The sequence below is a fragment of the Morganella psychrotolerans genome (assembly GCF_001676155.1).
GTDB lineage: Bacteria > Pseudomonadota > Gammaproteobacteria > Enterobacterales > Enterobacteriaceae > Morganella > Morganella psychrotolerans.
Map to the genome: position 1 here is coordinate 108,079 of NZ_LZEW01000032.1, position 24,986 is coordinate 133,064.

At 50.7% G+C, this 24,986-nt stretch carries 24 protein-coding genes and 1 pseudogene; 6 read left to right on the forward strand and 19 right to left on the reverse strand.

The genetic code is table 11. The features are described 5' to 3' along the window. The first annotated feature begins 237 nt into the window (after positions 1–237). Positions 238–1,905: an energy-dependent translational throttle protein EttA gene (gene ettA, locus AYY16_RS17360; RefSeq protein ID WP_067369513.1), complete on the forward strand. Its 1,668-nt coding sequence runs from the start codon at positions 238–240 to the stop codon at positions 1,903–1,905. Positions 1,906–2,374: 469 nt separating this feature from the next. On the opposite strand, the gene nadR is transcribed toward ettA, so the two are convergent. The 3 genes from nadR to serB are packed head-to-tail and all read right to left on the reverse strand — an operon-like array spanning position 2,375 to position 6,087. Then, a complete protein-coding gene (gene nadR / locus AYY16_RS17365; RefSeq protein ID WP_235846350.1) occupies positions 2,375–3,682 on the reverse strand; it encodes a multifunctional transcriptional regulator/nicotinamide-nucleotide adenylyltransferase/ribosylnicotinamide kinase NadR in 1,308 nt (435 codons plus the stop codon). A 10-nt stretch (positions 3,683–3,692) separates the two neighbouring features. Further along, entirely contained in the window at positions 3,693–5,084 is a 1,392-nt protein-coding gene (radA, locus tag AYY16_RS17370; protein ID WP_067369516.1) for a DNA repair protein RadA, read from the reverse strand. Positions 5,085–5,109: 25 nt separating this feature from the next. Continuing rightward, positions 5,110–6,087, reverse strand: a complete 978-nt coding sequence (serB, locus tag AYY16_RS17375; protein WP_067369517.1) for a phosphoserine phosphatase — start codon at positions 6,085–6,087, stop codon at positions 5,110–5,112. 125 nt (positions 6,088–6,212) lie between these two features. Between serB and AYY16_RS17380 the strand changes: the two genes are divergently transcribed. The 3 genes from AYY16_RS17380 (at position 6,213) to nadS (ending at position 7,707) form a co-directional block, all read left to right on the forward strand. Next, the gene (locus tag AYY16_RS17380) at positions 6,213–6,887 is read left to right on the forward strand and encodes a YtjB family periplasmic protein (RefSeq protein ID WP_067369520.1); all 675 of its coding nucleotides are present in this window, start codon (positions 6,213–6,215) and stop codon (positions 6,885–6,887) included. Between the two features lie 144 nt (positions 6,888–7,031). After that, on the forward strand, positions 7,032–7,256 hold the full coding sequence (locus tag AYY16_RS17385) for a hypothetical protein (RefSeq protein ID WP_328585686.1): 225 nt from the start codon (positions 7,032–7,034) through the stop codon (positions 7,254–7,256). A 145-nt stretch (positions 7,257–7,401) separates the two neighbouring features. Then, on the forward strand, positions 7,402–7,707 hold the full coding sequence (gene nadS, locus AYY16_RS17390) for a NadS family protein (RefSeq protein WP_067369523.1): 306 nt from the start codon (positions 7,402–7,404) through the stop codon (positions 7,705–7,707). A gap of 52 nt (positions 7,708–7,759) precedes the next feature. Here nadS and crcB read toward each other — a convergent pair whose 3' ends face one another. From crcB to AYY16_RS17470, 16 genes and pseudogenes are all read right to left on the reverse strand, one after another. Beyond that, complete coding sequence (crcB, locus tag AYY16_RS17395; RefSeq protein ID WP_067369525.1) at positions 7,760–8,143, reverse strand: fluoride efflux transporter CrcB; 384 nt, start codon at positions 8,141–8,143, stop codon at positions 7,760–7,762. Positions 8,144–8,151: 8 nt separating this feature from the next. Next, positions 8,152–9,231 (reverse strand): FUSC family protein, encoded by a 1,080-nt coding sequence (locus AYY16_RS17400; RefSeq protein ID WP_223861243.1) that lies wholly within the window; start codon positions 9,229–9,231, stop codon positions 8,152–8,154. Positions 9,232–9,243: 12 nt separating this feature from the next. Next, on the reverse strand, positions 9,244–10,410 hold the full coding sequence (locus tag AYY16_RS17405) for an NAD-binding protein (protein ID WP_067369531.1): 1,167 nt from the start codon (positions 10,408–10,410) through the stop codon (positions 9,244–9,246). A 12-nt stretch (positions 10,411–10,422) separates the two neighbouring features. Next, positions 10,423–11,415 (reverse strand): urea transporter, encoded by a 993-nt coding sequence (yut, locus tag AYY16_RS17410; protein WP_067369668.1) that lies wholly within the window; start codon positions 11,413–11,415, stop codon positions 10,423–10,425. Positions 11,416–11,508: 93 nt separating this feature from the next. Further along, positions 11,509–12,474, reverse strand: coding sequence for an urease accessory protein UreD (locus AYY16_RS17415; protein ID WP_067369534.1), 966 nt, complete (start codon positions 12,472–12,474; stop codon positions 11,509–11,511). Next, positions 12,471–13,110, reverse strand: a pseudogene (gene ureG, locus AYY16_RS17420) (urease accessory protein UreG). Before ureG ends, AYY16_RS17415 begins: the two are co-directional and overlap by 4 nt. 33 nt (positions 13,111–13,143) lie before the next feature. Then, on the reverse strand, positions 13,144–13,830 hold the full coding sequence (locus AYY16_RS17425; protein ID WP_067369536.1) for an urease accessory protein UreF: 687 nt from the start codon (positions 13,828–13,830) through the stop codon (positions 13,144–13,146). 24 nt (positions 13,831–13,854) lie between these two features. After that, a complete protein-coding gene (locus tag AYY16_RS17430) occupies positions 13,855–14,544 on the reverse strand; it encodes an urease accessory protein UreE (protein ID WP_067369539.1) in 690 nt (229 codons plus the stop codon). 85 nt (positions 14,545–14,629) lie between these two features. Next, complete coding sequence (locus tag AYY16_RS17435) at positions 14,630–16,348, reverse strand: urease subunit alpha (RefSeq protein WP_067369542.1); 1,719 nt, start codon at positions 16,346–16,348, stop codon at positions 14,630–14,632. 64 nt (positions 16,349–16,412) lie between these two features. Then, a complete protein-coding gene (locus AYY16_RS17440) occupies positions 16,413–16,835 on the reverse strand; it encodes an urease subunit beta (protein WP_067369545.1) in 423 nt (140 codons plus the stop codon). A gap of 28 nt (positions 16,836–16,863) precedes the next feature. After that, a complete protein-coding gene (locus tag AYY16_RS17445; RefSeq protein WP_067369547.1) occupies positions 16,864–17,166 on the reverse strand; it encodes an urease subunit gamma in 303 nt (100 codons plus the stop codon). A 453-nt stretch (positions 17,167–17,619) separates the two neighbouring features. After that, a complete protein-coding gene (locus AYY16_RS17450; protein ID WP_067369549.1) occupies positions 17,620–18,420 on the reverse strand; it encodes an ATP-binding cassette domain-containing protein in 801 nt (266 codons plus the stop codon). Beyond that, positions 18,420–19,226 carry an ABC transporter permease gene (locus AYY16_RS17455; RefSeq protein ID WP_067369553.1) on the reverse strand — a complete coding sequence of 269 codons (807 nt, stop codon included), beginning with the start codon at positions 19,224–19,226 and terminating at the stop codon, positions 18,420–18,422. Before AYY16_RS17455 ends, AYY16_RS17450 begins: the two co-directional genes overlap by 1 nt. Continuing rightward, positions 19,223–20,191: an ABC transporter permease gene (locus tag AYY16_RS17460; protein WP_067369556.1), complete on the reverse strand. Its 969-nt coding sequence runs from the start codon at positions 20,189–20,191 to the stop codon at positions 19,223–19,225. Before AYY16_RS17460 ends, AYY16_RS17455 begins: the two co-directional genes overlap by 4 nt. Beyond that, the gene (locus AYY16_RS17465) at positions 20,191–21,786 is read right to left on the reverse strand and encodes an ABC transporter substrate-binding protein (RefSeq protein WP_067369559.1); all 1,596 of its coding nucleotides are present in this window, start codon (positions 21,784–21,786) and stop codon (positions 20,191–20,193) included. The genes AYY16_RS17460 and AYY16_RS17465 overlap by 1 nt, the downstream gene beginning before the upstream one ends. 672 nt (positions 21,787–22,458) lie before the next feature. Beyond that, on the reverse strand, positions 22,459–23,181 hold the full coding sequence (locus tag AYY16_RS17470; protein WP_223861242.1) for an energy transducer TonB family protein: 723 nt from the start codon (positions 23,179–23,181) through the stop codon (positions 22,459–22,461). A gap of 245 nt (positions 23,182–23,426) precedes the next feature. Here AYY16_RS17470 and AYY16_RS17475 point away from each other — a divergent pair, with 245 nt between their 5' ends. Next, positions 23,427–23,966, forward strand: coding sequence for an RNA polymerase sigma factor (locus AYY16_RS17475; protein WP_067369565.1), 540 nt, complete (start codon positions 23,427–23,429; stop codon positions 23,964–23,966). Then, positions 23,966–24,931 (forward strand): FecR family protein, encoded by a 966-nt coding sequence (locus AYY16_RS17480; protein WP_067369568.1) that lies wholly within the window; start codon positions 23,966–23,968, stop codon positions 24,929–24,931. Before AYY16_RS17475 ends, AYY16_RS17480 begins: the two co-directional genes overlap by 1 nt. The last annotated feature ends 55 nt before the right edge of the window (positions 24,932–24,986 follow it).

Sequence of the window (24,986 nt, forward strand, 5' to 3'; positions counted from 1 at the left end):
CCAAAATACTACCTATAAAACTATATAAATCGTGAACATACTTAGACGACTCCGGTCGTCTTTTTTTTTTACGGTAAACGCGGGATCGTCACAGCGTGACCTGAATAACACTGACTGACGATGAGAAGTACACCGAACCATGCTAAAATCCCGCCTCAGAAATCATAATGCCCCACAGATGCCCTATATATCATAAACTATTAAATAATTTACTTATTTTTCAAAAAGGTATACACATTGGCTCAATACGTCTATTCGATGCACCGCGTCGGCAAAATCGTGCCACCGAAGCGTCATATACTGAAAAATATTTCACTGAGTTTCTTCCCCGGTGCAAAAATTGGTGTTCTCGGCCTGAACGGTGCCGGTAAATCAACTCTGCTGCGCATCATGGCCGGTGTCGATACCGACATTGAGGGCGAAGCCCGCCCGCAGCCGGGACTGAAAATCGGTTACCTGCCGCAGGAACCGAAACTGAATCTTGAACATACTGTCCGTGAAGCAGTTGAAGAAGCGGTCGGAGAAGTAAAACATGCGCTGACCCGTCTGGATGAAGTGTACGCCCTGTATGCAGATCCTGATGCGGATTTCGACAAGCTTGCCAAAGAGCAGGGTGAGCTGGAAGCCATTATTCAGTCACATGATGGTCATAACCTGGATAACCAGCTGGAACGTGCGGCAGATGCCCTGCGTTTAGCGCCATGGGACTCCAAAATTGCCAATCTGTCCGGGGGTGAACGCCGCCGTGTGGCAATCTGCCGTCTGCTGCTGGAAAAACCGGACATGCTGCTGCTGGATGAACCGACTAACCACCTGGATGCTGAATCTGTTGGTTGGCTGGAGCGCTTCCTGCATGACTATGAAGGTACTGTCGTGGCGATTACCCATGACCGTTACTTCCTGGATAATGTCGCAGGCTGGATCCTGGAACTGGACCGCGGTGAAGGTATTCCGTGGGAAGGTAACTACTCCAGTTGGCTGGAGCAGAAAGATGCGCGCCTGGCACAGGAAGCTTCATCTGAGGCTGCCCGCCGTAAATCTATCGAGAAAGAGCTGGAGTGGATCCGTCAAAATCCGAAAGGCCGTCAGTCCAAAGGTAAGGCGCGTCTGGCCCGCTTTGATGAACTGAACAGTGTCGAATACCAGAAACGCAACGAGACTAACGAACTCTTTATTCCGCCTGGTCCGCGTCTGGGTGACAAAGTGCTGGAAGTGGAAAATCTGAGTAAATCTTACGATGACCGCACCCTGATCGATAACCTGAGTTTCTCTCTGCCGAAAGGTGCGATTGTCGGGATTATCGGACCAAACGGCGCGGGTAAATCGACGCTGTTCCGCATGATAAGCGGTCAGGAACAACCGGATTCCGGCACTATCTCACTGGGTGATACTGTGACTATCGCGTCTGTCGATCAGTTCCGTGATTCCATGGATGATAAGAAAACCGTCTGGGAAGAAGTATCCGGCGGGCAGGATATCATGCGTGTCGGCACAACGGAGATCCCGAGCCGTGCCTACGTCGGACGCTTTAACTTCAAGGGTGTTGACCAGGGCAAACGCGTGGGTGAGTTATCCGGCGGTGAACGTGGTCGTCTGCATCTGGCGAAGCTGTTGCAGGTCGGCGGAAACATGTTGCTGCTCGATGAACCAACCAATGACCTGGATATCGAAACCCTGCGGGCGCTGGAAAATGCCCTGCTGGAGTTCCCGGGCTGCGCCATGGTTATTTCCCATGACCGTTGGTTCCTTGACCGTATCGCCACTCACATCATCGATTATCAGGATGAAGGAAAAGTGGAATTCTTTGAAGGTAACTTCAGCGAATACGAAGACTACAAAAAACGGACACTCGGCGAAGCCGCACTTCAGCCACACCGGATGAAGTACAAGCGTATGACCAAGTAACGGGATGTTCTCAGAAAAGCCGTACCATGAAAATGGCGCGGCTTTTTTATGTATGGATAAAAAACAGAAACTGCGGAAGAAACTGCATATCTGATGCGGTCACCTGATAATGCACAGTGCTTAATAAATTGAGATTACGGCGTGCCGGTATCACTATTGAAAATGCCGCGCAGTAAAAATTGCGCGGCATCGGGGTTGGATAATTTAAAGATGTTTACTACTTTGTAACGGGTATTACGTTAAACCTGATATTCATGGTGCAAAAAAAGCTGATTCACTAACTACTTAACACTTACGTTTACCGCTTTCTACAACATTCAGCGCGTGATAATTCAACTGCGTCGCGCAATCAGTAAAGGGATCCTTTACTCTTCATCTTTCCTCCCTTTGTGACCCTGAATTCTGTCGGACGATGTGTTTTGTCCTTATGATTTCAGTATAGACGGGGAAAAAAAATCCTGCACGAAAATCAGATAAAAAAAATCAACATTGGTGTAAAACTGTTATCTGCATCAACTATTCGTCCGGTCACCATCCGGACTTCCGGGGTATCCAGCATAAGCAGGCGCTGTACCAGCTCCACACACTCCAGAAAACGGGTGTCATAATCAGAAGAAGTCACATGGACAAATTTGATACCGTTATCTCTGAGCATCCCGATAAGCAGTGTCTGAAACGCCATGCGGTCATTATCACTGCCCAGACTGCGTAAGCCATCTGCAACCCACGGCGTGTTATTTTCCAGCAGAATAACCAGATCAAAACGGTACTCGGCAATCAGCGCCTGAACAAACGGATGATCTTTGCCTTCATAGCGCCGGCAAAATGCCTGAGTAGTCACAAAATCCGTATCCACAAATGCGACTTTATTTGCATATTTAACTGCAAAATCAATATATTGTGCCTGACCCAATGCAATTTTGTCATAATCTGAATATTGCAGCGCCATTTCATCCCCGCCCAGATGGGAGAAAACATAATCACGCCCGTATTCCCATGCACTGGTGGTGTTAAACATATTTGCCAGCTTGTTGACAAGGGTGGATTTTCCGCTGGATTCCCCGCCGAGCACTGCAACCGTGCGCACAAAGAAAGGTTTAACCTCTGTCGGGATGTAATCCCAGTAGCGGAAAGGCGCCTGGCGGATCTGGCGTCCGCTGATATTCATAAAGCTGCGTTCCGGATCGATCAGTACCGTTTCAATACCAAACGATTCGCGGTAGCGCGGAACATCGGCTTTTTCACCTGAATAAATAAAATCAGGGGCAATCCCTTTCTCCTGCATAAACTGACACACCCCCTGACTCCAGTGCTCCCAGCCATGAGGATACGGGTCATAAGCATGTTCATCAAAGGAGTGGATGCGGATATTTTTCTGATATTTAAACGTCTGCAACAACCAGCGCAGGCGATCACTGACTGTCGGTTGCTGTGACATGGAACTGTTGATAAACAAGGCTTTATCGCGTGGTTCATCATGACAGAGGATCACATGCAGCTCATCCACCTGACTGCATGCCCGCTGGATAAGATAGATATGTCCGGTGTGCAGCGGGTAAAATTTACCAAACACCACGCCGACACGTTTTTTTTGCAGCGGATAATCCAGCCCCAGCGCACTGTGCAGGTCGGCCATTTTCTGTCCGCCCGGGCTTTTGATTTTGTTATTGATCAGTTGGCTGAGATAGCCTTTGGTCACACCGCACTGATCTGCCAGTTGTTGCAGTGTCAGACCCGCCTGTTTAATGGCGTGCTTCAGATAGGAAAAATCAGTCATTCACGCCTCTCTATTCCAGCTCATCCAGAACGGATAATGCATCTGCCAGTTTTTTCACGCCGAAGACCTGCATGCCCGCAGGCGGGTTTTTCGGGCAGTTGGCGCCCGGCACAATCGCCCGTTTAAACCCGTGTTTGGCGGCTTCAGCAATACGTTCCTGTCCGCTCGGCACCGGTCGGATTTCCCCTGCCAGCCCGACTTCCCCGAAAATGACCACATCCCGCGGGATAGGACGATTGCGAAAACTTGACACCAGCGAGAGCAGCAATGCCAGATCCGCACTGGTTTCTGTTACTTTCACCCCACCGACCACATTGACGAAGACATCCTGATCAGACATCTGCAACCCGCCGTGGCGGTGTAATACCGCCAGCAGGATAGCCAGCCGGTTTTGCTCCAGACCCACAGCCACGCGGCGCGGGTTTGACATCATCGAGTGATCCACCAGCGCCTGAATTTCCACCAGCAGCGGACGTGTTCCTTCCCAGACCACCATCACCGAGCTGCCGGAAGTAATTTCATCGCCCCGGCTCAGGAAAATGGCGGAGGGATTACTCACCTCACGCAGCCCCTGTTCAGTCATCGCAAAAACACCCAGCTCATTCACCGCACCAAAGCGGTTTTTGTGGCTGCGCAATGTGCGAAAACGTGAATCTGACTCACCGTCGAGCATCACCGAGCAGTCAATACAGTGCTCCAGCACTTTAGGTCCCGCCAGTGAACCGTCTTTGGTCACATGACCCACCATGATAATCGCCACACCCCGGGTTTTGGCAAAGCGCGTCAGGTAAGCGGCGGTTTCACGCACCTGCGCCACACTGCCGGGTGACGACTGGATATCTGCCATGTGCATCACCTGAATGGAGTCGATCACCATCAGCTTAGGCTGTTCCTGGTCTGCAATCAGGCAAATTTGTTCAATCGCTGTTTCTGACAGCATATTGAGATTGTCCATCGGCAGCGCGAGACGATGCGCGCGCATGGCGACCTGCTGTAAGGACTCTTCCCCGGTGATATACAGGGTTTTCATTTGTGAGGCGAGCTGGCACATGGTCTGTAACAGCAGGGTACTTTTTCCGGCACCGGGGTTCCCGCCGATCAGAATCGCACTGCCGGGCACCACACCACCGCCCAGTACGCGGTCAAATTCTTTGAAGCCGGTTGAGAAACGCGGCAACTCTTCCAGGCTGATGTCAGACAGCTTCTGAACTTTACTGATCCCGCCCTGCCCCGCATAACCACTGAGGCGCTCTGCCCGCGCCGCAGAAGACGACGACGCGGCCGCCAGCCGGATTTCTGTGATAGTATTCCACGCCTGACACGCGGTGCACTGCCCCTGCCAGCGGGGATAATCTGCCCCGCATTCATTACAGACAAAGGCGCGTTTTGCTGGTTTTGCCACTCGTGACCCCGTAATAACTGATTAATTAACGTTCTTCGTGTTTCAGCCCGCCGCTCAGGGTACACATCACCCCCATTAAATCGGCGTGACGAATAGCCACTTTTGCCCGCGCATAGACTTTCGGTTTGGCGTGAAATGCAATACCAAGACCTGCTTTTTTAAGCATTTTCAAATCATTAGCACCATCGCCAATCGCCACTGTCTGCTCAACCGGAATATTAAGAAACGCCGCCAGTTTGAGCAGCGCCTGAGCTTTGTATTTTGCATCTACTACAGGACCTTTCACTTTACCGGTCAGTTTGCCGTCTTTAACCTCCAGCTGATTGGCATACACCGCAATCAGGCGCAGAGAGTCTTTCAGGTGATTGGCATAAAAGGTGAATCCGCCGGAGGCAATAGCCACATGCCAGTCCATTGCCTGGAGTTTTCGCACCAGACTGGTCAGCCCGGGCATCAGCGGCAGATTATCCAGAACCTGCTGTAAGATGTTGGCATCCGCGCCGGCAAGCAGGCCGACACGCGCTTTCAGGCTTTCGCTGAAATCCAGCTCACCCAGCATGGCTCTTTCTGTAACACCGGCGACTTCATCACCGACTCCCGCAAGACGGGCGATTTCATCAATACATTCAATCTGAATTGCCGTGGAGTCCATGTCCATCATCAGTAAGCCCGGTGAGCGCAGTTTCGGGATATTGCCTAATGGTACGACATCCATCTGAAATTCATCCGCCACACGCTTAATGCGCCCGCTCAGACTGCCCGCTATCCGCACCACCTGATAATCATCAATCCGCCATGATGACACCACCACGATAGCCGCGCCCAGACGATGCTGGAAATCGCTAATCCGCGCTTTATCCAGCCCGCGGCCGTATAACAGCCAGCCGCTGTCACCCGCCCGGTAGTCCAGCGGCATCACTTCGTCGCCGCTCAGAGAGAGCGGGAGACCCGGCCACTTATGGATTTCATTCGGCAAATAACAGTAGGTCAGACTCGTCGACATCAACAGATACTCCTATAATCTCTGATAATATTCATGATGGTAGCGGACAAAAATGTGGGTTTCCGGCTATCCTGACAGCATCGCTTCTGGCAATATGATGACGACAACAGAAAAACGGATAAAAAATGGCCAAAACGAAGTTAACATTCCGGCTGCATAAGACAGCCATTATTCTGATTTGTCTCGCCCTGATGGTCTGCCTGTTACAGGGCGTTTCCTATTTCAGCCGCGTGCATCAGCAATCGTCTATGGAACAGTTTAATGAACTGGCCTATTCGCTGGCACAACAAGTGGCATTTAACCTTTCCGATGCTATAGACGATAACGGGAAAGTCCTCAATAAGAAACAGATCACGGCAAATTTAGCGCAACTGACGACAAACAGCCGTATTCTGGATGCCACAGTGTATCAGGATGACGGGGTTCAGATAGCCACAACCGGCGAAAATATTACGGTACGCGACCGGCTGGCGCTGGACGGACAGAAAGCAGGCAGCTATTTCAATCATCAGATTGTCGCCACCATTCCCGGGAAAAACGGGCCGAAAGGCTTTTTGCGCCTGACTATCGACACCCACCGCCTGGCGACAGAATCCACGCAGGTGGATAATACCACCAACCTGCTGCGCGTGATGTTACTGCTGGCGCTGGCGATTGGTTTTGTGCTGGCCAATAACCTGTTGCAACTGACACCAAGCCGCTGGCAGCAGTCACTCTATCTCCTGACCGCCAATCTGAAAAATGATGAAGAGACACCGGAGAAGAAACCGGAAGATAAGAAAGATAACGGGCAGAAATGATTTATCTGACTCCATTCATTTTTTTAATTAGTCCCTGTCTGTTTATATGACAGGGATAATAAAATTAGTACAGGGTACTAATTTACCTGGCGTTAGTTTATACTCTGTCACTACACTCCCCATACTGATATGAGGAGTGGCGCAATGAATTACCTGGTATTTATCGAAACGACAATATTCAGCAGTATTCGTCAGGAACTAATGACTGATGATGAATTCCGGGAACTGCAAAGCTATCTTTTGGAAAGCTACAAACAGGGAAATACGATTAGCCAGACCGGCGGATGTAAAAAAAATTCGCTGGTATCAGAAGGGAACCGGCAAGCGGGGTGGCTTGAGGATTATTTATTATCCGCGCCCTGCATATGAAAGGCTGTATCTTCTGCTTATCTACCCTAAAAGTATAAAAGATGATTTGGATAGTCATGAAAAGGCCATACTCAGATCGTTTTCTCAAAAACTGGATTAAGTTTATATAACTAACTTCCCACACTTCCGGCAGGAGAGATTCATTATGGATAAGAAACTTTTCAATGATTTGATCAGTAGCATGGAGGAAATGGTAGCTATTGAAGCAGGCCATATTATTCCTGCACCAGAGAATATACATAAACATCCGGTTCCGGATGTTAAAGCTATCCGGCAACATGCAGGATTAAAACAATCAGAGTTTGCTGACGCGATCGGTTCAAGTATTGATCTTGTCCGTAGCTGGGAGCAACAGCGCCGTATTCCGTCAGGGATTGCACTAAAGATGCTGTGTCTTATTGAGAAACAGCCGGCGCTCCTCTGTACGTTAAAAGCAATGACAATCAGCTGACAATAAGTAAAATCAGCAAAGAGATTACTTATGGTCATTTGCCCGCCCCCCGCTACCGCTGCTGTAACATCTGCCAGGTGAGCAGGCCGAGGTAAGTCATCAGCAGGGAGCTTGCCACATGCAGCACAATCTCTGCCATGCCGTGATGAATGCGCCCGGCCTGGAACGCCTGGACGATTTCCAGCGAGAAGGTGGAGAATGTAGACAGCGCGCCGCAAAACCCGGTGACAATAAACAGCCGCCATTCGGCGGGCAGAGTCGGGTGTGAGGCGAAAAAGGCCACCGCCAGCCCGATAATGTAACCGGCGATAATGTTCGCAAGATACGTCCCCAGCGGCATCATCGCCAGAACCGGGTTAAATTTATTACTCAGCACCCAGCGCCCCAGGCCGCCGAGTACCGATCCTGCGGAAATACTGAGGATCACATTCAACATAAAAAACCTTATTTAAGTATCTGCTTTGAAATATCAATCTGTACCAGACCACACACTTCATCAAGCAGCTTGATCACTTCCACACTCATCCCGACCATCATAGCGTCTGATGTGTTACTTTCCGGCTGTGCATTAATTTTCTGATGCAGCTCATGTGTGGTCGCCCGCAGCGCCTGAAGGTGTGCAAGTTTATCATTATCTTTCCCCTGCACAAAAATATCCGCGAGGATCTTCATTATTGCACTGTTGCTTTTCTGTAGCTGCACAATGTACGGATTTTCTGTATTCAGTGCATGGCTGAAATAATTTTTGCTGAATGTATCTGTCAGCAGTTCGAGGATCGCCACCAGCCGCCTGATCCGCCCGTGAATGGCAGAAAATGTCGCCGCCGGAACATGGGTTTCCTTTGCTGATGGAGCAATATAAGTGTTACAGGCAAGCAATCCGGACAATGTGTCTTTAAGCTGATTATCCCACTTATCCGGGTCTGTTACGGTCAGTTTCATAATGTGCTCATCATAAAGCCGTGCCGTATCATGCAGAATTTTACTGATATTCATGCGCCAGAAAACAAAGCCTTTCAGCGGCAGGATAGCCGAGAAAAGCAGCGCCAGGACAGAGCCGCCGACCGTCTGTGCCGAGCGGATAAGTGCAGAGTCCATATCTCCGACCGGGGCGGTGGCAACAATACTGATGGTCATGCCGATAAGCATCCCGACATACATATTTTTACCCAGCGCTATCAACCCGCAGATAAACATCGCGACTGTCGCCAGCGCCAGCATCAGCGGGAAAGAGTGGGTTTCTGTATACAGCAGCAACATCCCGGCAAGTGATCCGATAATCGTCCCGAGGGTGCGCTGCATCGAGCGGATCAGCACATTTCCCCAGTACGGCATCGGCATCAGGATAGAAATGAGCGTCATGATGATGTAATCGAGTTTATCGCTGTGCATTTCCCGGAACACCAGAAACGTCAGTGTAAAGGCCAGCGCGATACGCATGCCGTGCAGTTGCTTAAACCGGGTATAGAAGAATGACTGAGCCCGGGAAATCCCGTGGCTCAGGTTAATATTTTTATGTTTCACCGGCAGGTCTGCTTACGGCGTTTTGGCTAATAAAATATCAGCCATCACATTGTTATCAATATTTTCACCGCACAGCATTTTCATCAGCACTTCACTGCCGAGTTGTGACAGGGAAAATGACATGTCCGCATGCAGCAGGCGCATTTTTCCGCGGTTCTCTTCCTGATTCACAATGGTCACTGTTTTCACCCCTTCCCCGGCAAGCTGTTTCACTGCCAGCAGAGTGAATGTGTTGTCCGCATCACTGTCACTGACCGCCATAACACAGCGCGCATCTTTCACATTGGCGCTGCCCAGTGTAGCGGCATCCGCGCCGTCACCGATCACGGCAATCGTGCCGTCCGGGAAATTGGCTTTCTGATCAGCCGTACAGATAACAACCGCTTCCAGGCCGCGTTTTTTCAGTCCTTTATAAAGATTGACCGCCAGCGGGTTCGCGCCGATGACAACATAGTGCTCTTTCATGTGTAACAACCTCTTTTTGACAATCTCACGCGTGCCGCGCAGAACAACACCCACAATGTAGACAATGGATGTGGTAAAGATAGTGATCCCGAAAACAACCACCGTCAGGGTAAACATCCGCGCTTCAGTGCTTATCGGGATAATGTCCCCGAACCCGACCGTTGTCATACAGACCAGGGCAAAATAGAACGCCGAGGAGATATCCGTCACATGCGGCTGGAACTCGTTACCGAGATACAGTGTGCCGAACACAGAATAGACCACCAGCAGGATAATGCTGCTTATCGCGACAACCCCGGCGCTGGTCAGACTGTGAAGCGGGAATTTCCGCCACAGGCAGCCGTTGGCAATCAAAAGTGCCAGAGAGAAATAGCCCTGTCCGGAATACTCACGCGCCAGTCCCAGATCCATCAGCGCCATGATCAGCAGAATAAACAGAGAGAACAGCCACGCGATACGCGCCCCGGTCAGCATCAGCAGTGACAGCAGCACCAGCAGTAACCCCATCATAAAGCGGGGAATATCCAGCAGCTTCATAAACCCGAGGGATTGCAGCCACGCGGTGAAGCCACCATCCTTCCAGGCGATATCACCGGTGTAGGAAAACAGAACCGGCGACAGGATCATTACTCCGTCAGCCAGCAGCAGTAATGATAGGATCACTCTCAGATTCAGTAATCCGCGTACCCCTGCCATCAATTTATTAATCAGCATATCTCTCCCCTATTACTGACGGTGTTCCGGCATAATATCCTGATTAGGCACAAGAAACAGCCAGGATGCCAGGACAAACGGCATCGTCAGTGTCGGGATCCCGAACGGTGTTAATACCACGTCCAGCGCTCCCTGCACAAAGACCGTAAAAATCACACCAACGATGGTATAGACCAGCACTTTGAAACTGGGTTTATTAAAGGTCGATCCCAGTGCGATCGCCGTTAATACGGCACTGAAAGAGTAAAGCCCGGTGTGAACACTGCCGAAATCTGCTTTCAGGAAGGAAGCAACGCCAAAGGCCAGTAACGATCCCAGTACAGCAAATACCGCCGCCCACAGAGAGCTTACCGCGAGCCCGATAACAAACAGTACGCCGACAGTAATACTGCTCAGCAGAAATACTTCCGATACGCCACGGAAGATGTCCGGGAGAAGATCAGAGTACGGAATACCATCAACGGGAGCCACATATTGCGCAGGCAGTGCAGGTTCCGGCAGGCTGACGCCTTTGATGCCGAAGAAACTGTAACTTGCCAGCAGGATAGTCCAGGTCACCAGCACAAAGGGCGCGGTGAGTGCCGCGACTTTCCAGTTTTTCAGGAAATCCGTCAGGGAGATAGTCGCGATCACCGCGACAATGCTGCCGAGGACGATGGATGCCCACATAAACGGGGTATTTTCCAGAAAAGTCGGCAGTGCCACCCCGACCAGACAGCCGTTGTAGCCATACAGCCCGGCGCTCAGTGATCCGGTATCCAGTTTGCTGATATATGCCGTCAGCGTCGATACCACTGTCCCCAGCAGACAGCCCCAGGCGACCGCCGGAAGACCTTCACTGTAAGCGCCGGTAAAAATGGCCGCAAAAAAGAATAATCCGGTCAGCGGGTTATTCTGAAACATCACCTGCGCGCAACCACGCAACGTGATATCAATAAAATGGATGACAGGATTGGAGCCTGCCAGTTTATTCCAGCCGTTCAGGCTGATTGTTGAATCTGCCATCGTTTTGCTCCCGAAAGTGAACCATACAAAGGGATTGATTATGACCGGCACAATCAATCCCCTGAGTAACCGCCGCTATCATCACATGGCGCATCAGCGCCACAGGAACGGCTTTTGCAATGTTATCCCGAGGATCTCTTCCCGGGCTATCTGCCAGAAGTAACGAACCGCTTCTTTGGTTTTCGGGCTGTCCACGCCCAGCACTTTAAACACCAGTCCGCATTCATTGGGTAATTGTGTTGCCCCGAACGCGACCTCTTCATCTGTGTTATAACGCGCTTCCAGACGCTCAAGGATCCGGGCATGATGCTCTTTCGGGGTCAGTAAAATCACATTACCGAACACGTCAAACCCGCCCATCACACCCACGACATTCAGCGGCTCTTTTTTAGGCTCCAGAACATATTTCTCAACGAATAACTCTTTTCCGGCGGGATCTTGCGCGCGGATCTTTGAGGAGAAAATATCAAACCCGAACTGCTCATCAGGATGGTGATATTTCCGCCCGGACATCAGGATCTCGGAATAGAGAAGGGTTGCCGTCGGATCAATCGTAATGTGCGTGTCTGTAATAAAACGCGCCGTACGGTGCGGAATAATCGGATCCGGCAGAAACTCCAGATAGCCGCCCGCTTCCACCACCACATTCTGATATTGGGTGGCGTAGTTCGCTTCCATCATGTGGATTTTGGTCGCAGATTGCGTAGTGACATGCGCACACGCGCCCTCTTCCACAATCAGATCCAGCGCCTGCCGGTCGCCCTGTAACAGGCAACCGGAGGTTGAAATCATGGTTACGCACGGCATTTGCGGCATCAGTTCGTCCCAGTACAGCGCCCGCTGAACCAGAGACGGCACCCGGCGTTCCATTTCCGCCAGTTCGCTGCGGTATTCCCGTTTGGCAAACCGCAGTTTCAGATAACCGCTCTTTCCGATCGCACCACTTTGCATTTGCTTCGGCTCATCCTGGTAAGGCGCCATTTCCGGCGCCTTTTCCCCTAAGAGATGAGCCCGCAGACGTGTTGGCGTCCCGGTAATCTCAGCCCTCAGTTGTGTCATGCTTTTGCTCCTGCCACCTGATGTGTAAACAGGAATTTATCCATGATCATATCCACCAGCTCAACAATGCCCTCACCGGTTTTGCAGTTGGTCAGAATATAAGGACGGTTACCACGCACCACTTTAGTGTCGCTTTCCATCACATCCAGGCTTGCGCCGACATACGGCGCGAGGTCGATTTTATTGATGACGAGGATATCTGCCTGCACCAGTCCCGGACCATTTTTGCGCGGAATTTTCTCGCCTTCCGCCACGTCGATAACATAGATGTAGAAATCTGCCAGTGCCGGGCTGAAGGTCAGTGTCAGGTTGTCACCGCCGCTCTCAATCATGATGACGTCACTGTCCGGGAAGCGCTCTTCCATATCTTCCACAGCGGCAATGTTCATGCTCGGATCTTCGCGCACCGCAGTGTGTGGGCAGGCACCGGTTTCCACACCAAGGATTTTTTTCTTCGTCGAGGATCCCTTTCAGTGTGCGTTTTACCTGTTTTGCATCTTCCGTGGTCACGATGTCGTTGGTAATGATTAAGGGTTTGATCCCGCGTTCAATGAGGATCGGGGTGATCACTTCAATAATGGCTGTTTTACCTGATCCTACCGGGCCACCGATTCCGATCCGTGTCATTTTTTTCATGAATAACTCCCTAAAAAATAAGTCAGCCGCCTGTCAGTTCATAAACAGGCGGACAAAAGATTTGGTATGAACCGCTGCAAGGACATCAATGACCGGCACATACGAGGACATCTGTTCAATGTCTCCGCAGGCCGCGATATCACAGAACGCCTCAATGTCGTTGTTCAGTTCGAATAAAATGTGCTGTGTTTCAAAGTGCGTGATCCGCATCAGGCGCATTGCCGCGCTGAGGATAGTCATCGCAATTCCGTACTGGTGCATCACCACCACTTCACGCTCACCAATTCCCTGTACAGCCATTACCATTGCCTGAGTCACAGGCAACGTTCCGGGCGTGGCGCCGCTTTTAATCTGTGCCAGCCACCAGGAAATGGTCGGATTATCAAAAATATGGATAGATATTTCTGCCAGTTTTTTACCCATCCGCGTTGCCATCAGGCGGGCTTCTTCATTCAGTTTGCGGTTATTTACCGCCCGGTCCACCTGCATAACGGCCTCATTATCTTCTGCCATTACTGCGCGGTGTGCCGCGACAACGGCAATGCCGTCACCGTTTGCTGCTTGTTTCAGTGCTGTGCGGACAAAGCCTTTCAGCGTTTCTGCATTGTGCACAACGCCTGTATGGATCGCCGATTCCACCCCGTTTGAGAAGGTAAAGGCACCGACAGGAAGTGCAGAATCACCGAATTGCATGATCCGGATAAGATCAGACGCTTTCATCTTACTTACCCTCCGTCTGATTGATCAGTGCTTATGGTCATGATCGTGCTCATGCCCGTGACCATGATCGTTATTATGATCATGGCTATGATCGTGACTGTTTCCGTCACCGTGGTCATGGCTGTGCGAATGTCCGTGATCGTGACGCGGATGATGTGCCACATGCACATGGGTATCCGTTTCTTCCGCGCCGCCGAACAGCAGACGGGATTCTGAATTTGTCAGGATCGGCAGAATGGTTTCGCCTTTTACAAATGCAAATGTGTCATTGCCGAAGTTATGAGTGCGCATGACCGACTCCATCACTTTTTCACTGACGGTCAGCGGAACATAGACTTTGTTTTCTTTAATCACGGCTTTCCAGTGCTGGTTGCCGAGCGCATGTCCCAGTTCGAAACTGATACGGATTTGCTCTGACGGCGTACTGCCCTGCAGACGCTGAAGATCAATAACCATCACATCGCGCAGGTCAATCTGAACCACCACCATGGTATTTGTTGCATCATCGGTATAGATAACGTCGCCGTCAGACAGCAGGACATTGCGATCTAATGCGATCCCGAGATCCAGCCCGTTTTGGGTATGTTTACGACAACGACTTTTCTGGGCTTCCCGCTGATCAAGGATCAGCATATCCACCGTCATATCATTTGCTTTTTCAGCCCACGCCGTCTCTTTTCTGACGTTACCGAGAATGTGCTCAATGAGGATCATGGAATTACCTTTTTATTATGCCCGGCAGGCAGATATCTGCCCGCCGGGGTGTCAATCAGCCCGGACGTTATTAACCCGGACGTTGTTAACCAAAGAAATAACGCTGGTTCATCGCTGCCACCGAAATCGGCTGACAGGTTGCATGCTCCCCGTTCACTTTCACGGCGAAGGTTTCCGGATCCACTTCAATATCCGGCATTTCACCGTTACGGACCAGGTCACGTTTAGTGGTTGTCCGGCATCCCTGAACCGCCATAACCTGACGCTCCAGACCCGCTTTCTCTTTCACACCATCATCCAGCGCCGCCTGAGATACAAAGGTCACACAGGTATCCTGTAATGTTTTACCCATCGCACCAAACATCGGACGATAGAAGACCGGCTGTGGTGTCGGCAGAGACGCATTCGGATCACCCATTGCCGCCCAGTTGATCATGCCGCCTTTGATAACCAGTTTTGGTTTGGCGCCAAAGAAACGCGGATCCCACAGCACCAGATCCGCCATTTTGCCCACTTCAATTGATCCGAGCACATGACTGATCCCCTGCGCGATCGCCGGGTTGATAGTAATTTTTGCCACATAGCGCAGTACGCGGAAGTTATCATTCCCCGCTGCATCTTCCGGCAGTTTGCCGCGCGATGCTTTCATCGCATTTGCCGTCTGGACAATACGCAGCCAGTTTTCGCCAACGCGCCCCATCGCCTGAGAGTCACTGGAGAACATGGAGATTGCCCCCATATCGTGCAGGACGTTTTCTGCAGCGATAGTTTCCGGGCGCACACGGCTTTCGGCAAAAGAGACATCCGCAGGCACGTTCGGGTTCAGGTTATGACAGACCATAATCATGTCGAACAATTCTGCCTGGCTGTTGACCCCGTACGGCAGTGTCGGGTTCGTTGAGCTCGGCAGCACGTTCGGCTGGCTGACCACTTTGATGATGTCAGGTGCGTGACCGCCGCCTGCGCCTTCAGTGTGGTAAGTGTGGATAGTACGGCCTTCAAAGGCTTCAATGGTATCTTCCACATAGCCGCCTTCGTTCAGGCTGTCAGTGTGGACGGAGACCTGGATATCATAGTCATCAGCTACACGCAGGGCATGGCGCAGCGAGTTGGATGTCGCACCCCAGTCTTCGTGAACTTTCAGACCGGCAACACCGGCAATAATCTGCTCAACCAGCGGATCACGGGCAAAAGAGTTACCTTTACCAAGCATCCCGACGTTGACCGGCAGACCTTCCAGTGAACGCAGCATGGCGCGGATATTCCACGGCCCGGCGGTAACGGTTGTCCCGTTGGTGCCGTCTGTCGGCCCGATACCACCGCCGAAGAAGGTGGTGACGCCGTTGGACAGTGCTGCATACGCCTGCTGTGGTGAAATCAGGTGGATGTGCGTATCAATACCCGCCGCCGTCAGGATCAAATGCTCACCGGAGATGGCATCTGTCGATACACCGGCAACCATGCCCGGGGTAATACCGTCCTGGAGATTCGGGTTTCCGCTCTTGCCGATACCGACGATTTTGCCGTCTTTCACACCAACGTCTGCTTTGATAACACCTAATTTGGCATCAACAATTGTCACGTTAGTGATAACCAGATCGAGTACACCATTGTCACTGGTCAGGGTGTTGTTTGCGCCCATCCCGTCACGCAGGGATTTTCCCCCGCCATAGACAGATTCTTCGCCGTAGCCGCGTAAGTCTTTTTCAATTTCGATATAGAGATCGGTATCACCCAGGCGGATTTTATCCCCTGTGGTCGGTCCGAACAGACCGCAATATTCTTGTCTGGAGATCTGTGGCATAACATGTTCCTTTTCTATTCAGGATGCCTTCGCATCACAGCCGGGAAATCATAAGTACGGAGAATTACTTTTTCTCTTGCGCTTTATGGCTGAAACCCCGGGCAACCGCATTGTTCAGTGCAATCACTTTTGCCGGACGTTCGCTGCTGTTCACATTTGTTCCGGTCCAACCGTCCACCAGGTTGTTAAACCCGTAAACCGTCTGTTTGCCGCCGTAAGGAATCAGTGATACTTCGGTTTCATCGCCCGGTTCAAAACGGATAGCCGTCGTTGATGAAATATTCAGGCGCTTGCCGTAAGCCGCTTCGCGATCAAATTCCAGAGCATGGTTGACTTCAAAAAAGTGAAAATGTGAGCCTATCTGGATAGGACGATCACCGGTATTGCGAACCTTAATTTTTGTTTCCGGTTTGCCGGTATTAAATTCAATCGGGGTATCCGCAAAAATGACACCGCCTAATGGCGTCGGTTGTTTTGTATTGCTCATAATCAGAAACCTCACCTTTCTTATGCGTTTACTTGATTGGGTTATGAACAGTGACCAGGCGGCTGCCGTCTGTAAAAATGGCCTCAACCTGAACATTCGGGATCAAATCATCAACGCCTTCCATTACATCGGCTCTGGTCAGAACCGTGGCAGCTTCCTTCATCACATCTTCCACTGTTTTGCCATCCCGGGCGCCTTCCAGAGCTGTTACCGTAATAATCGCGACAGCTTCCGGGTAATTAAGTTTTACGCCCCGGTCCCGGCGTCGCTGTGCGACATCGGCCAGGGTATAAATCATTAGTTTTTCAACTTCTCTCGGGGTTAATTGCATAGTGCCTCCACAATGGATTGAAAACAGGATCTTGAAACCAGCATTTAAAAACACGGGAGCGGAATGATTGATTTCTCCGTATCACCGTAGTTTCCGTTTTTTGTTTCAGTGAATATCCGCCTGAAATAAAGACACCTTACCTTTCAGGCGTAACACATCACTGACCGCCGGGCATGCGCGTACGCACAACCGGAAATACAGATAGTGAAATATGTAACTAATTAATTAATAATAAAAATAAATCATTCACCGCTGTTCTCCTTATAAGAAAACGAGGTTTTGATTCCTTTTCAGATTATACGGCGCTTCCGTGACCGCATATAAGAGAATAAATATTTGTTACTGTATTTAAATGTAAAATTTTACGTTACGCTGATTTTCAGCGAATAAAATAGCAATACTCATATCCGGATAAAATAAAACATATTATTGCATCCGGATCGCCGGTCATTATTATTGGTGCCACTGCCGGTTCTGTTTTGCACCATTGAGAAAACGGTGCTCCGGTAATGCATCCCATAAGGATTGCAGCCAGGGACTGCCTTCTCCGCTGAGCAATGCCTGTGAGGTCAGCGTTTCCTGTAAAACCCCGTGACGCAGAACCGCTATTCTGTCGGCAAAACGCGCCGCCATTGCCAGGTCATGCGTGACCCACAACACTCCACGCCCGTCCCCGCACAATACTTTCAGGTGCGCGAGCAATTGCCCTGCGTGTTCATCATCCAACCAGGACGTTATTTCATCCGCTAAAATATACTGTGCGCCGGTCAGTGTTGCGCCACAGGTCAGCACCCGCTTTGCCATTCCGCCGGACAGCCGGTTCGGAAATGCATCCGTCAGCTCCGGACGCAGGTTATAACGTTGCAGCTGACGCGCCACATCATGCATTTTTACGTGCATTCCGCTTAGTGTTGCCGCGCGTTCAAGCTGCGGACCAACCCGCACCAGCGGGTTCAGCGCACTGACCCCCTGCGGCACATAACACAGGGTATTTCCGCGGTGGCGCTGTTTTGTCGCTTCTGTCAGCGTTTCCCCTGCCAGAGAAATGGCACCACGGCAGCGCATATTATCCGGCAGCAATCCCAGCGCACTTTGCAGTAACAGGCTTTTACCTTCACCGCTGCTGCCAATCAGTGCCACCAGCTCTCCCGGATGAATAGTCAGGGAGATATCTTTCAGCAGCGGCTGCCAGCGTTTTTTTCTCAGCCAGTTAAACTGTGCGACATCAATAGCAAGCTGGTCAAATTTCAGCATTATGCGATCCTCAGCCAGAGCTGTTGTAACGCTTTTGCAAACTGGTCAAACAGTAAGACCAACCCGACCAGCACAAATCCCGGGAAGAACGCCAGCCACCAGGAACCGGTACTGAGATAACGCAGCGCATCTGATAACAAAATGCCCAGTGATGCCTCATGCGGCGCCAGACCAAAGCCCAGAAAACTGAGCGCTGCACTGTGCAGTACAGAGTGCGGGAACATCAGTAATGTGCCGACAATCCACTGCGGTAATAACATTGGCAGATAATGATGACGCCAGCAATACAGGCGCGAATTTCCCATGCGCTGTGCCAGCATCACATAATCTGTTTCCCGTACCCGTAAAATCTCCGAGCGCAGGATCAGGGTCAGTTTCGGCCAGTGTGTCAGGGCTATCGCCCAGATAACCCCTGCTTTTCCGCCGCCCAGCGTGAAACAGATTAAAATCAGTAACAACAGGTGCGGCAGTGCCAGCAGGGCATCAATCACACCACGGACCAGATAATCCGTTCCCTTGTTCACCGTGGACAGCCCCGCCATGATCAGCGCCACCATTCCGCTGGTCATGGCGGAAATCAGCCCTATTTGCAGGCTGGTCGCCATCCCCTGAAAGGTGCGATCCCACAGGTCGCGCCCCAGGCTGTCTGTGCCAAACCAGTGAGCGGCAGACGGCGCCTGACGCCGCGCCAGGAAATCCATATCAATATCAAGATGCGTTATCCAGATGGCGTACACGCCCAGCAGGACAAGCATCAGTAATGTGCCGATCAGTCTTAGCAGTGCACGGTTCGGGTTATAGGTCATGATTCGCGGATAACCCCCCGGTTAATACGGCGCAGCAGAATATCGGCTGTGCTGTTGCCCATAAAAATCAGGATAGCGCAAAACATCACAATGCCCATCAGTAACGGGATATCACCCCGCAACCCCGCATCTATTGTCGCCTGCCCGAGTCCCGGATAGGCAAACACCTTTTCCGCCAGCAGGGAGCCGCTCAGTAATTCCCCGACAGACGCAAACTGTAAACAGAGCGCCGGTGTAATCGCGTGGCGCAGCACATGAAATTTAATCATCGGCCAGCCTTTATCCCCCTGCGCTTTTGCGTAGTGGATAAATTCAGTGCTCATCACTTCCGCCACTTTTGCCCGCGTATGCAGAGCGATATTTCCGACACCGAGCAACCCCAGCGCCAGTACCGGCAGGATCAGATGGTGAACCTTCTGTCCGAATGTTGCACTGTCAGCATCTTCGCCCATCGGCCAGGCGCAGCAGACCGGTGCCCATTGCAGCGAAACTGCAAACAGGGACAGTAACAGCAGCCCTATCCAGAATGTCGGGATCGACGCCAACAGATAGGATAGTGCTGAAATAATTTTATCCGGCCAGCGATTCAGATATCGCCCTGCCACCAGCCCCATCAGCAGCCCGGCAATACCGGAGAAAAACCAGGCACTGATAAGCAGCGCCAGTGACGGACCCAGCCTTGCTGAAATCACCTCAGACACCGGCGCGTTATACAGCATCGAATACCCGAGATCGCCTCTGATCATCTGTGAAAACCAGATCCAAAAACGCTGCCACAGCGGTTGATCCAGCCCCCAGCGGGCGGCGATCACCGGGTATTGCTCCGGTGGTACGTGCAATAAATCGTTTCCGATATAGGCTCTGATCGGATCTATCGGTGAATAGCTGAGGAGGATAAACACCCCCGCAGCTGTCACCGTCAGCAGACAAACAAACCGCACAAAAAGAAATAGTGCACTGCGCATTATTTACAGGTCCAGGCCCAGTCATCCACGCTGTTTAACAGTGACCACGAGCCGTGTATTTCCGGCGCGCCTGTACCCAGTTCCACACAATTATTCACAACATAGGTATGCTGAACATTGAGCAACCATGCCCAGGCGGCGTCACCTTTAATCCCGGTACCGGTTTTACCGTTCCAGTCCACCTGCTGCCAGACAGGGATCGCATGTTCCTGATCGGCGGCACTCATGGCTTTTTCCAGGATGGCATCCACCTGCGGATTTTTATAGTAGCCCGGGTTGTAGAACTCCACACCGGCGGCCTTGCTGCTGTAATGATGGACTAATTCCATCGGATCCAGGCTGCCCCAGCCGAACAGTGTCGGGTTCGAATGCATATGGCGTTCAACCGTTTCCCAACTGCCGGATTGTAAATCCAGTTCGATTCCGACAGGTTTCAGGAATGCACGCAGCGCCTGCGCCAGATCACGGCGGGTGGTGTCTCCGCTGGTGTACCACAGAGTCAGCTTCGCGACTTTTCCGTCCTTTTCACGCAGACCGTCTTTGTTCAGTTTCCAGCCGGCATCTTCCAGAATCTGTTTTGCTTTTTCCGCATCACCATCTTTAAATGCAGCGTCCGGATTATTCCACGGCAACCCGTGAACCCCGGTAAAGGCAGGAACGGCATAGCCCTCCATCACCTGTTCCGCCAGCAATTTGCGGTCAATCGCATAGTTAATTGCTTTACGGACAGCCACATCAGAGGTGATATCGTTTCCGATTGGATTGCCCTGCGCATCTTTTTCACCCGCTTTCGGGATAGGGAACACAATACCCCGGTTCTCCACACTGGCGCGTTCAACCAGCTTCATGCCCTTAACATCCCCGGCGGTCGCTGCTATCACCGGCGGAATACGGACAACTTCAAGCTGGCGGCTTTGTGCTGCGGCAAAGGCGGCATCTTCATCCAGGAAAACAAAAATCAGTTTATTAAAGTCATTTTTCGGTCCGGCATAGTATGGGTTGGCTTCAACAATCAGTTGCTGACCCGGCTGGAAGCTGACCAGACGGTACGGACCCGCACCTATTGGTTTCTGAGCATATTGTTTTGCATCGTATTTATCGGCGGAAACAATACCAAGAGAGCCTAAGACATTAATAAACGTACTTTGCGGGGCGGAAAGAGTAATTTTGACGGTTTGCGGGTTAATTTCTTCGGCTTTGGCGAAGTTCCCCATATCGATTTTGCCACCGCTTGCTGCCGCATTATTATAGGTAAAGACCACGTCTTTCGCGGCAAGCGGAGAGCCATCCGAGAATTTCAGGTCTTTTTTCAGCGTCAGCGTCCACTCTTTTCCGTCATCACTGTGGGTATAGTTGTCCAGCATATAGCTGTGCCAGGAAAGATCGGCCTTTTGTTTCAGTAACGGGCTGTGCAGTAATAAATAACTGCCGTGGCTCCAGCCGAGCATCGGGTCAAACCCTTCGGTCGGCTCTGCGCCGATAGCCAGCCGTAATGTATGACCGGTGTTTTCTGTCGCAGCCAGTGCAGAAGCACTGATTGCTGTGCCCAGCAGCAGAGAAACGAGTGTTCGTGCAAAAATCGACTTCTTGATCATTTTTTATCCTTACCTAACTAAAATTAATAATTTTTAATTAATCCGGAATTAAGCGAAATTACCCATATGGAAATTAATCTGTCAGAGAACAGAGTGTATACCTCTGAAGCTCAGTCTGAAAATGATGCATATTAATGAATCATCGCAAAAATTAAATTTCTTATATATTAAATTCTTTTATTCAACATGTCCGCCGAATAATAACAATGTTACATATTTTCCGGATAGTTTCGCCCTGAAACAACGGGTAACACCTTACACAAATACAGACTAAAAATCGCTGATTTCCCACTGAGTTAAATCAACATAATGACCGGTTGGCGCAGATATCCCATGAACATAAACTGACGCTTTCCCGCAGTGTAACACACTCTTTTTTATATTCACCTTTGGATTATTTACCACCTTATATATAAATTAATTTAATTATTAAAGGGTATTTAGCTCCGGTTAGTTCTGCCGCCATTGCACTTTATTCAGATGCATACAGGCTTTACCGGTACAGTTACGATATGAGTAACTAAAACTCATTTAGATTAATTAAGAAAACCCATAGAAAAACCGAAAGATTGATGAAGAAAAGACGATGTAAGAAGAGAAAAAACAGGGGAAAAATGAAAAATACAGACAATTCCTAATTATAATTACGCTATTTCGGGAATTGTCTGCTGGTTACAGGTAAAAACCAATCGGGGTAACGATCTCAATATGTCCGTCGCGGATGCGTTCGTGTGGCGGTAACGGGAACGGTGCTGCCCGCTGAACAGTGGCAAGGGCTTCTTTGTCCAGCAGTGTTGTACCGGAAGAATTAACCAGCTCAGCCGAGAGAACATTGCCCTGCATATTCAGGGTAACTTTCACATGAGAAACCCCGGTGGATTTATAGCGCAACAGTGCCCGCGGGTAGCGTTTGTATTTCGCCAGATGTGTATGAACCGCACTTTCCCAACCGGCGCTTCCGCTGACGGCTTGTGGTGCATAGCTGGTAAAATCAGCACGGCTGGCGGAACTGTCTCCCTGACGCGGTGCTGATGTGCTCTCCGCCATCACAGGTGAAGGACTTTGTGTTTCCGGTGTTTTCACGACAGTAAGCGGCTTTTTCTCTGCTTTTTTCTTAGGTTTTTCTGCTTTTCGTGTCCAGGTTCCCCGGTCAGACTGCACCAGTTTATCTGTCAGCGCCTCGCGCTCCGGCTCAGTAACCGGCTGTGGTGCCGGTTGTGACATTACCTGTTTTATACCTTCCACTTTTTCCGGCGGTGCGCTTTCCAGCTGATATATCCCCGCCGTCAGTTCAAACGCCGGGGGCAGCATTCCTTTCTGCTCATCAGAAGAGAATGTCAGCCAGCCCAGAAACAGCACCGGCAAAAGCGCATGAACCCCCAGACTCGCAACCATACCACCTATCGGATATCGCCTGTTTTGATAACAGGATGCAGCCACATTCAACATCACTCAGCTCACTTTTTTTAATCGTTATTTACGTATTTCAATTTATAAAATTACAGGCATAATGATAATGCAAATGATATTCCTTTTTATTATTAATAATAATTCTAATAACAACAATAAGATTTTTGGATTTTTCCAAGCCGTGCGTAATGATCCCTTCATTTACAATGACGTTGATATACACCAGAGAAATGACAACTGAAAAATCGGTAAGCAGGCTGATCGCCGGCGCCTATCACTCAACCTACCATCAGCTTGTCCGCTTCTTCCACAAGCGGCTGGGCAATAGTCAGGATGCACGGGATCTGTCGCAGGATGTATTCGCCCGCTGGCTTAAAGGCGGCGGAAACACCTCTGTGCAGGAAACCCGGGCATTCTTGTTTAAAATCGCCAACAATGTACTGGTCGATCACTGGCGTCACAGCCAGCGCAAAGGCCGCGATCAGGTCAGTGAATGGGATGATTCACATACGGTTGATATTGCACAGGATAATGCAGATCCGCAGGTACAGCTCGAACATCAGCAGCGCCTGACGCGGCTATATCAGGTGTTAAACGAATTACCGCCCCGCCAGCGTGAAGCGTTTGTGCTTTACCGCTTTGACGGACTTTCACAAAGTGATATTGCGGAACAAATGGATATCTCAGTCAGTATGGTGGAAAAACATATCGCCCGCGCCCTGCTGCAATGCAAGCGTGCCATGAACGCCGGAGAACAGAAGGACGGATAATGGCAGATACCGCGCAGGAGCAGGACGAACGGGATGATGCCGCCGCGCTGTGGTTCACGCGCTGGCACAGTCAGAGCATGAACGCGCATCAGCAAAATGAGCTGCGCTCATGGCTGGCGGCATCCCCGGAAAATCAGCAGGCGTTTGATGAAATGGCGCAGATGTGGAGTGATATGTCCTCTCTGCCGCGCCCGTCCGTTCCCGCACCAAAGCCTGCCCGCACCTTTTCCGTTTTGCGCCCGCTGCGTCACACCCTTGCCGGTTTTTTTATCCTGATCATGCTGTTTCTGCCTTACAGCCAGTTACCTGCGCTGCTGATGGATAACCTGACACTCGCCACCACATCAGACAGTAAATCCATGATATTACCGGATGGCAGCCGGATCTTTCTCAACCGTGACAGTGAGGCCGATATTGCTTATGAGCAGACACACCGGCGCATCACACTTGTCCGTGGCAATGCTTTTTTTCAGGTAAAACCCAATCCGTGGCGGCCATTCATTATTCAGGCGGACGGGCGGGAGATAACCGTTGTCGGCACCGAATTTGATGTCCGCAAACAGGGCACTGAAATCACCGTATCCGTTGCCCGCGGCATTGTTGCTCTGCGCGATGCCGCAGAAGACACCCCGGTTTATCTGAAAGCCGGTGATGAAGCGGTCAGTGCGGCTGCCGGGCGTAAACCGGTCATTAGCCATATTCCGCCGGAGCAGTCCGGAGAATGGCGTAACGGGCAAATCAGCCTGACAGACACCCCTCTTCGCGACGTGGTTTCCCGCCTCGCGCCTTATCACAACCGCACCATTTCACTTGCTGCGAATGCCGCAGACCTGCGCGTCTCCGGGCGGGTCAATATTGACGATGCCGAATCCTTTTTTACTGCCCTGCCGCAGGTTCTGCCTGTTAGTGTGGCAGAACAGCCAAATGGCACCCTGTTGATTATTAAGAAAAATAAAAATAAATGAAAAAAAGAACGATTCGCAGGTGAGGATAGTTATCATTTCCGCGTCTTCTGTCATA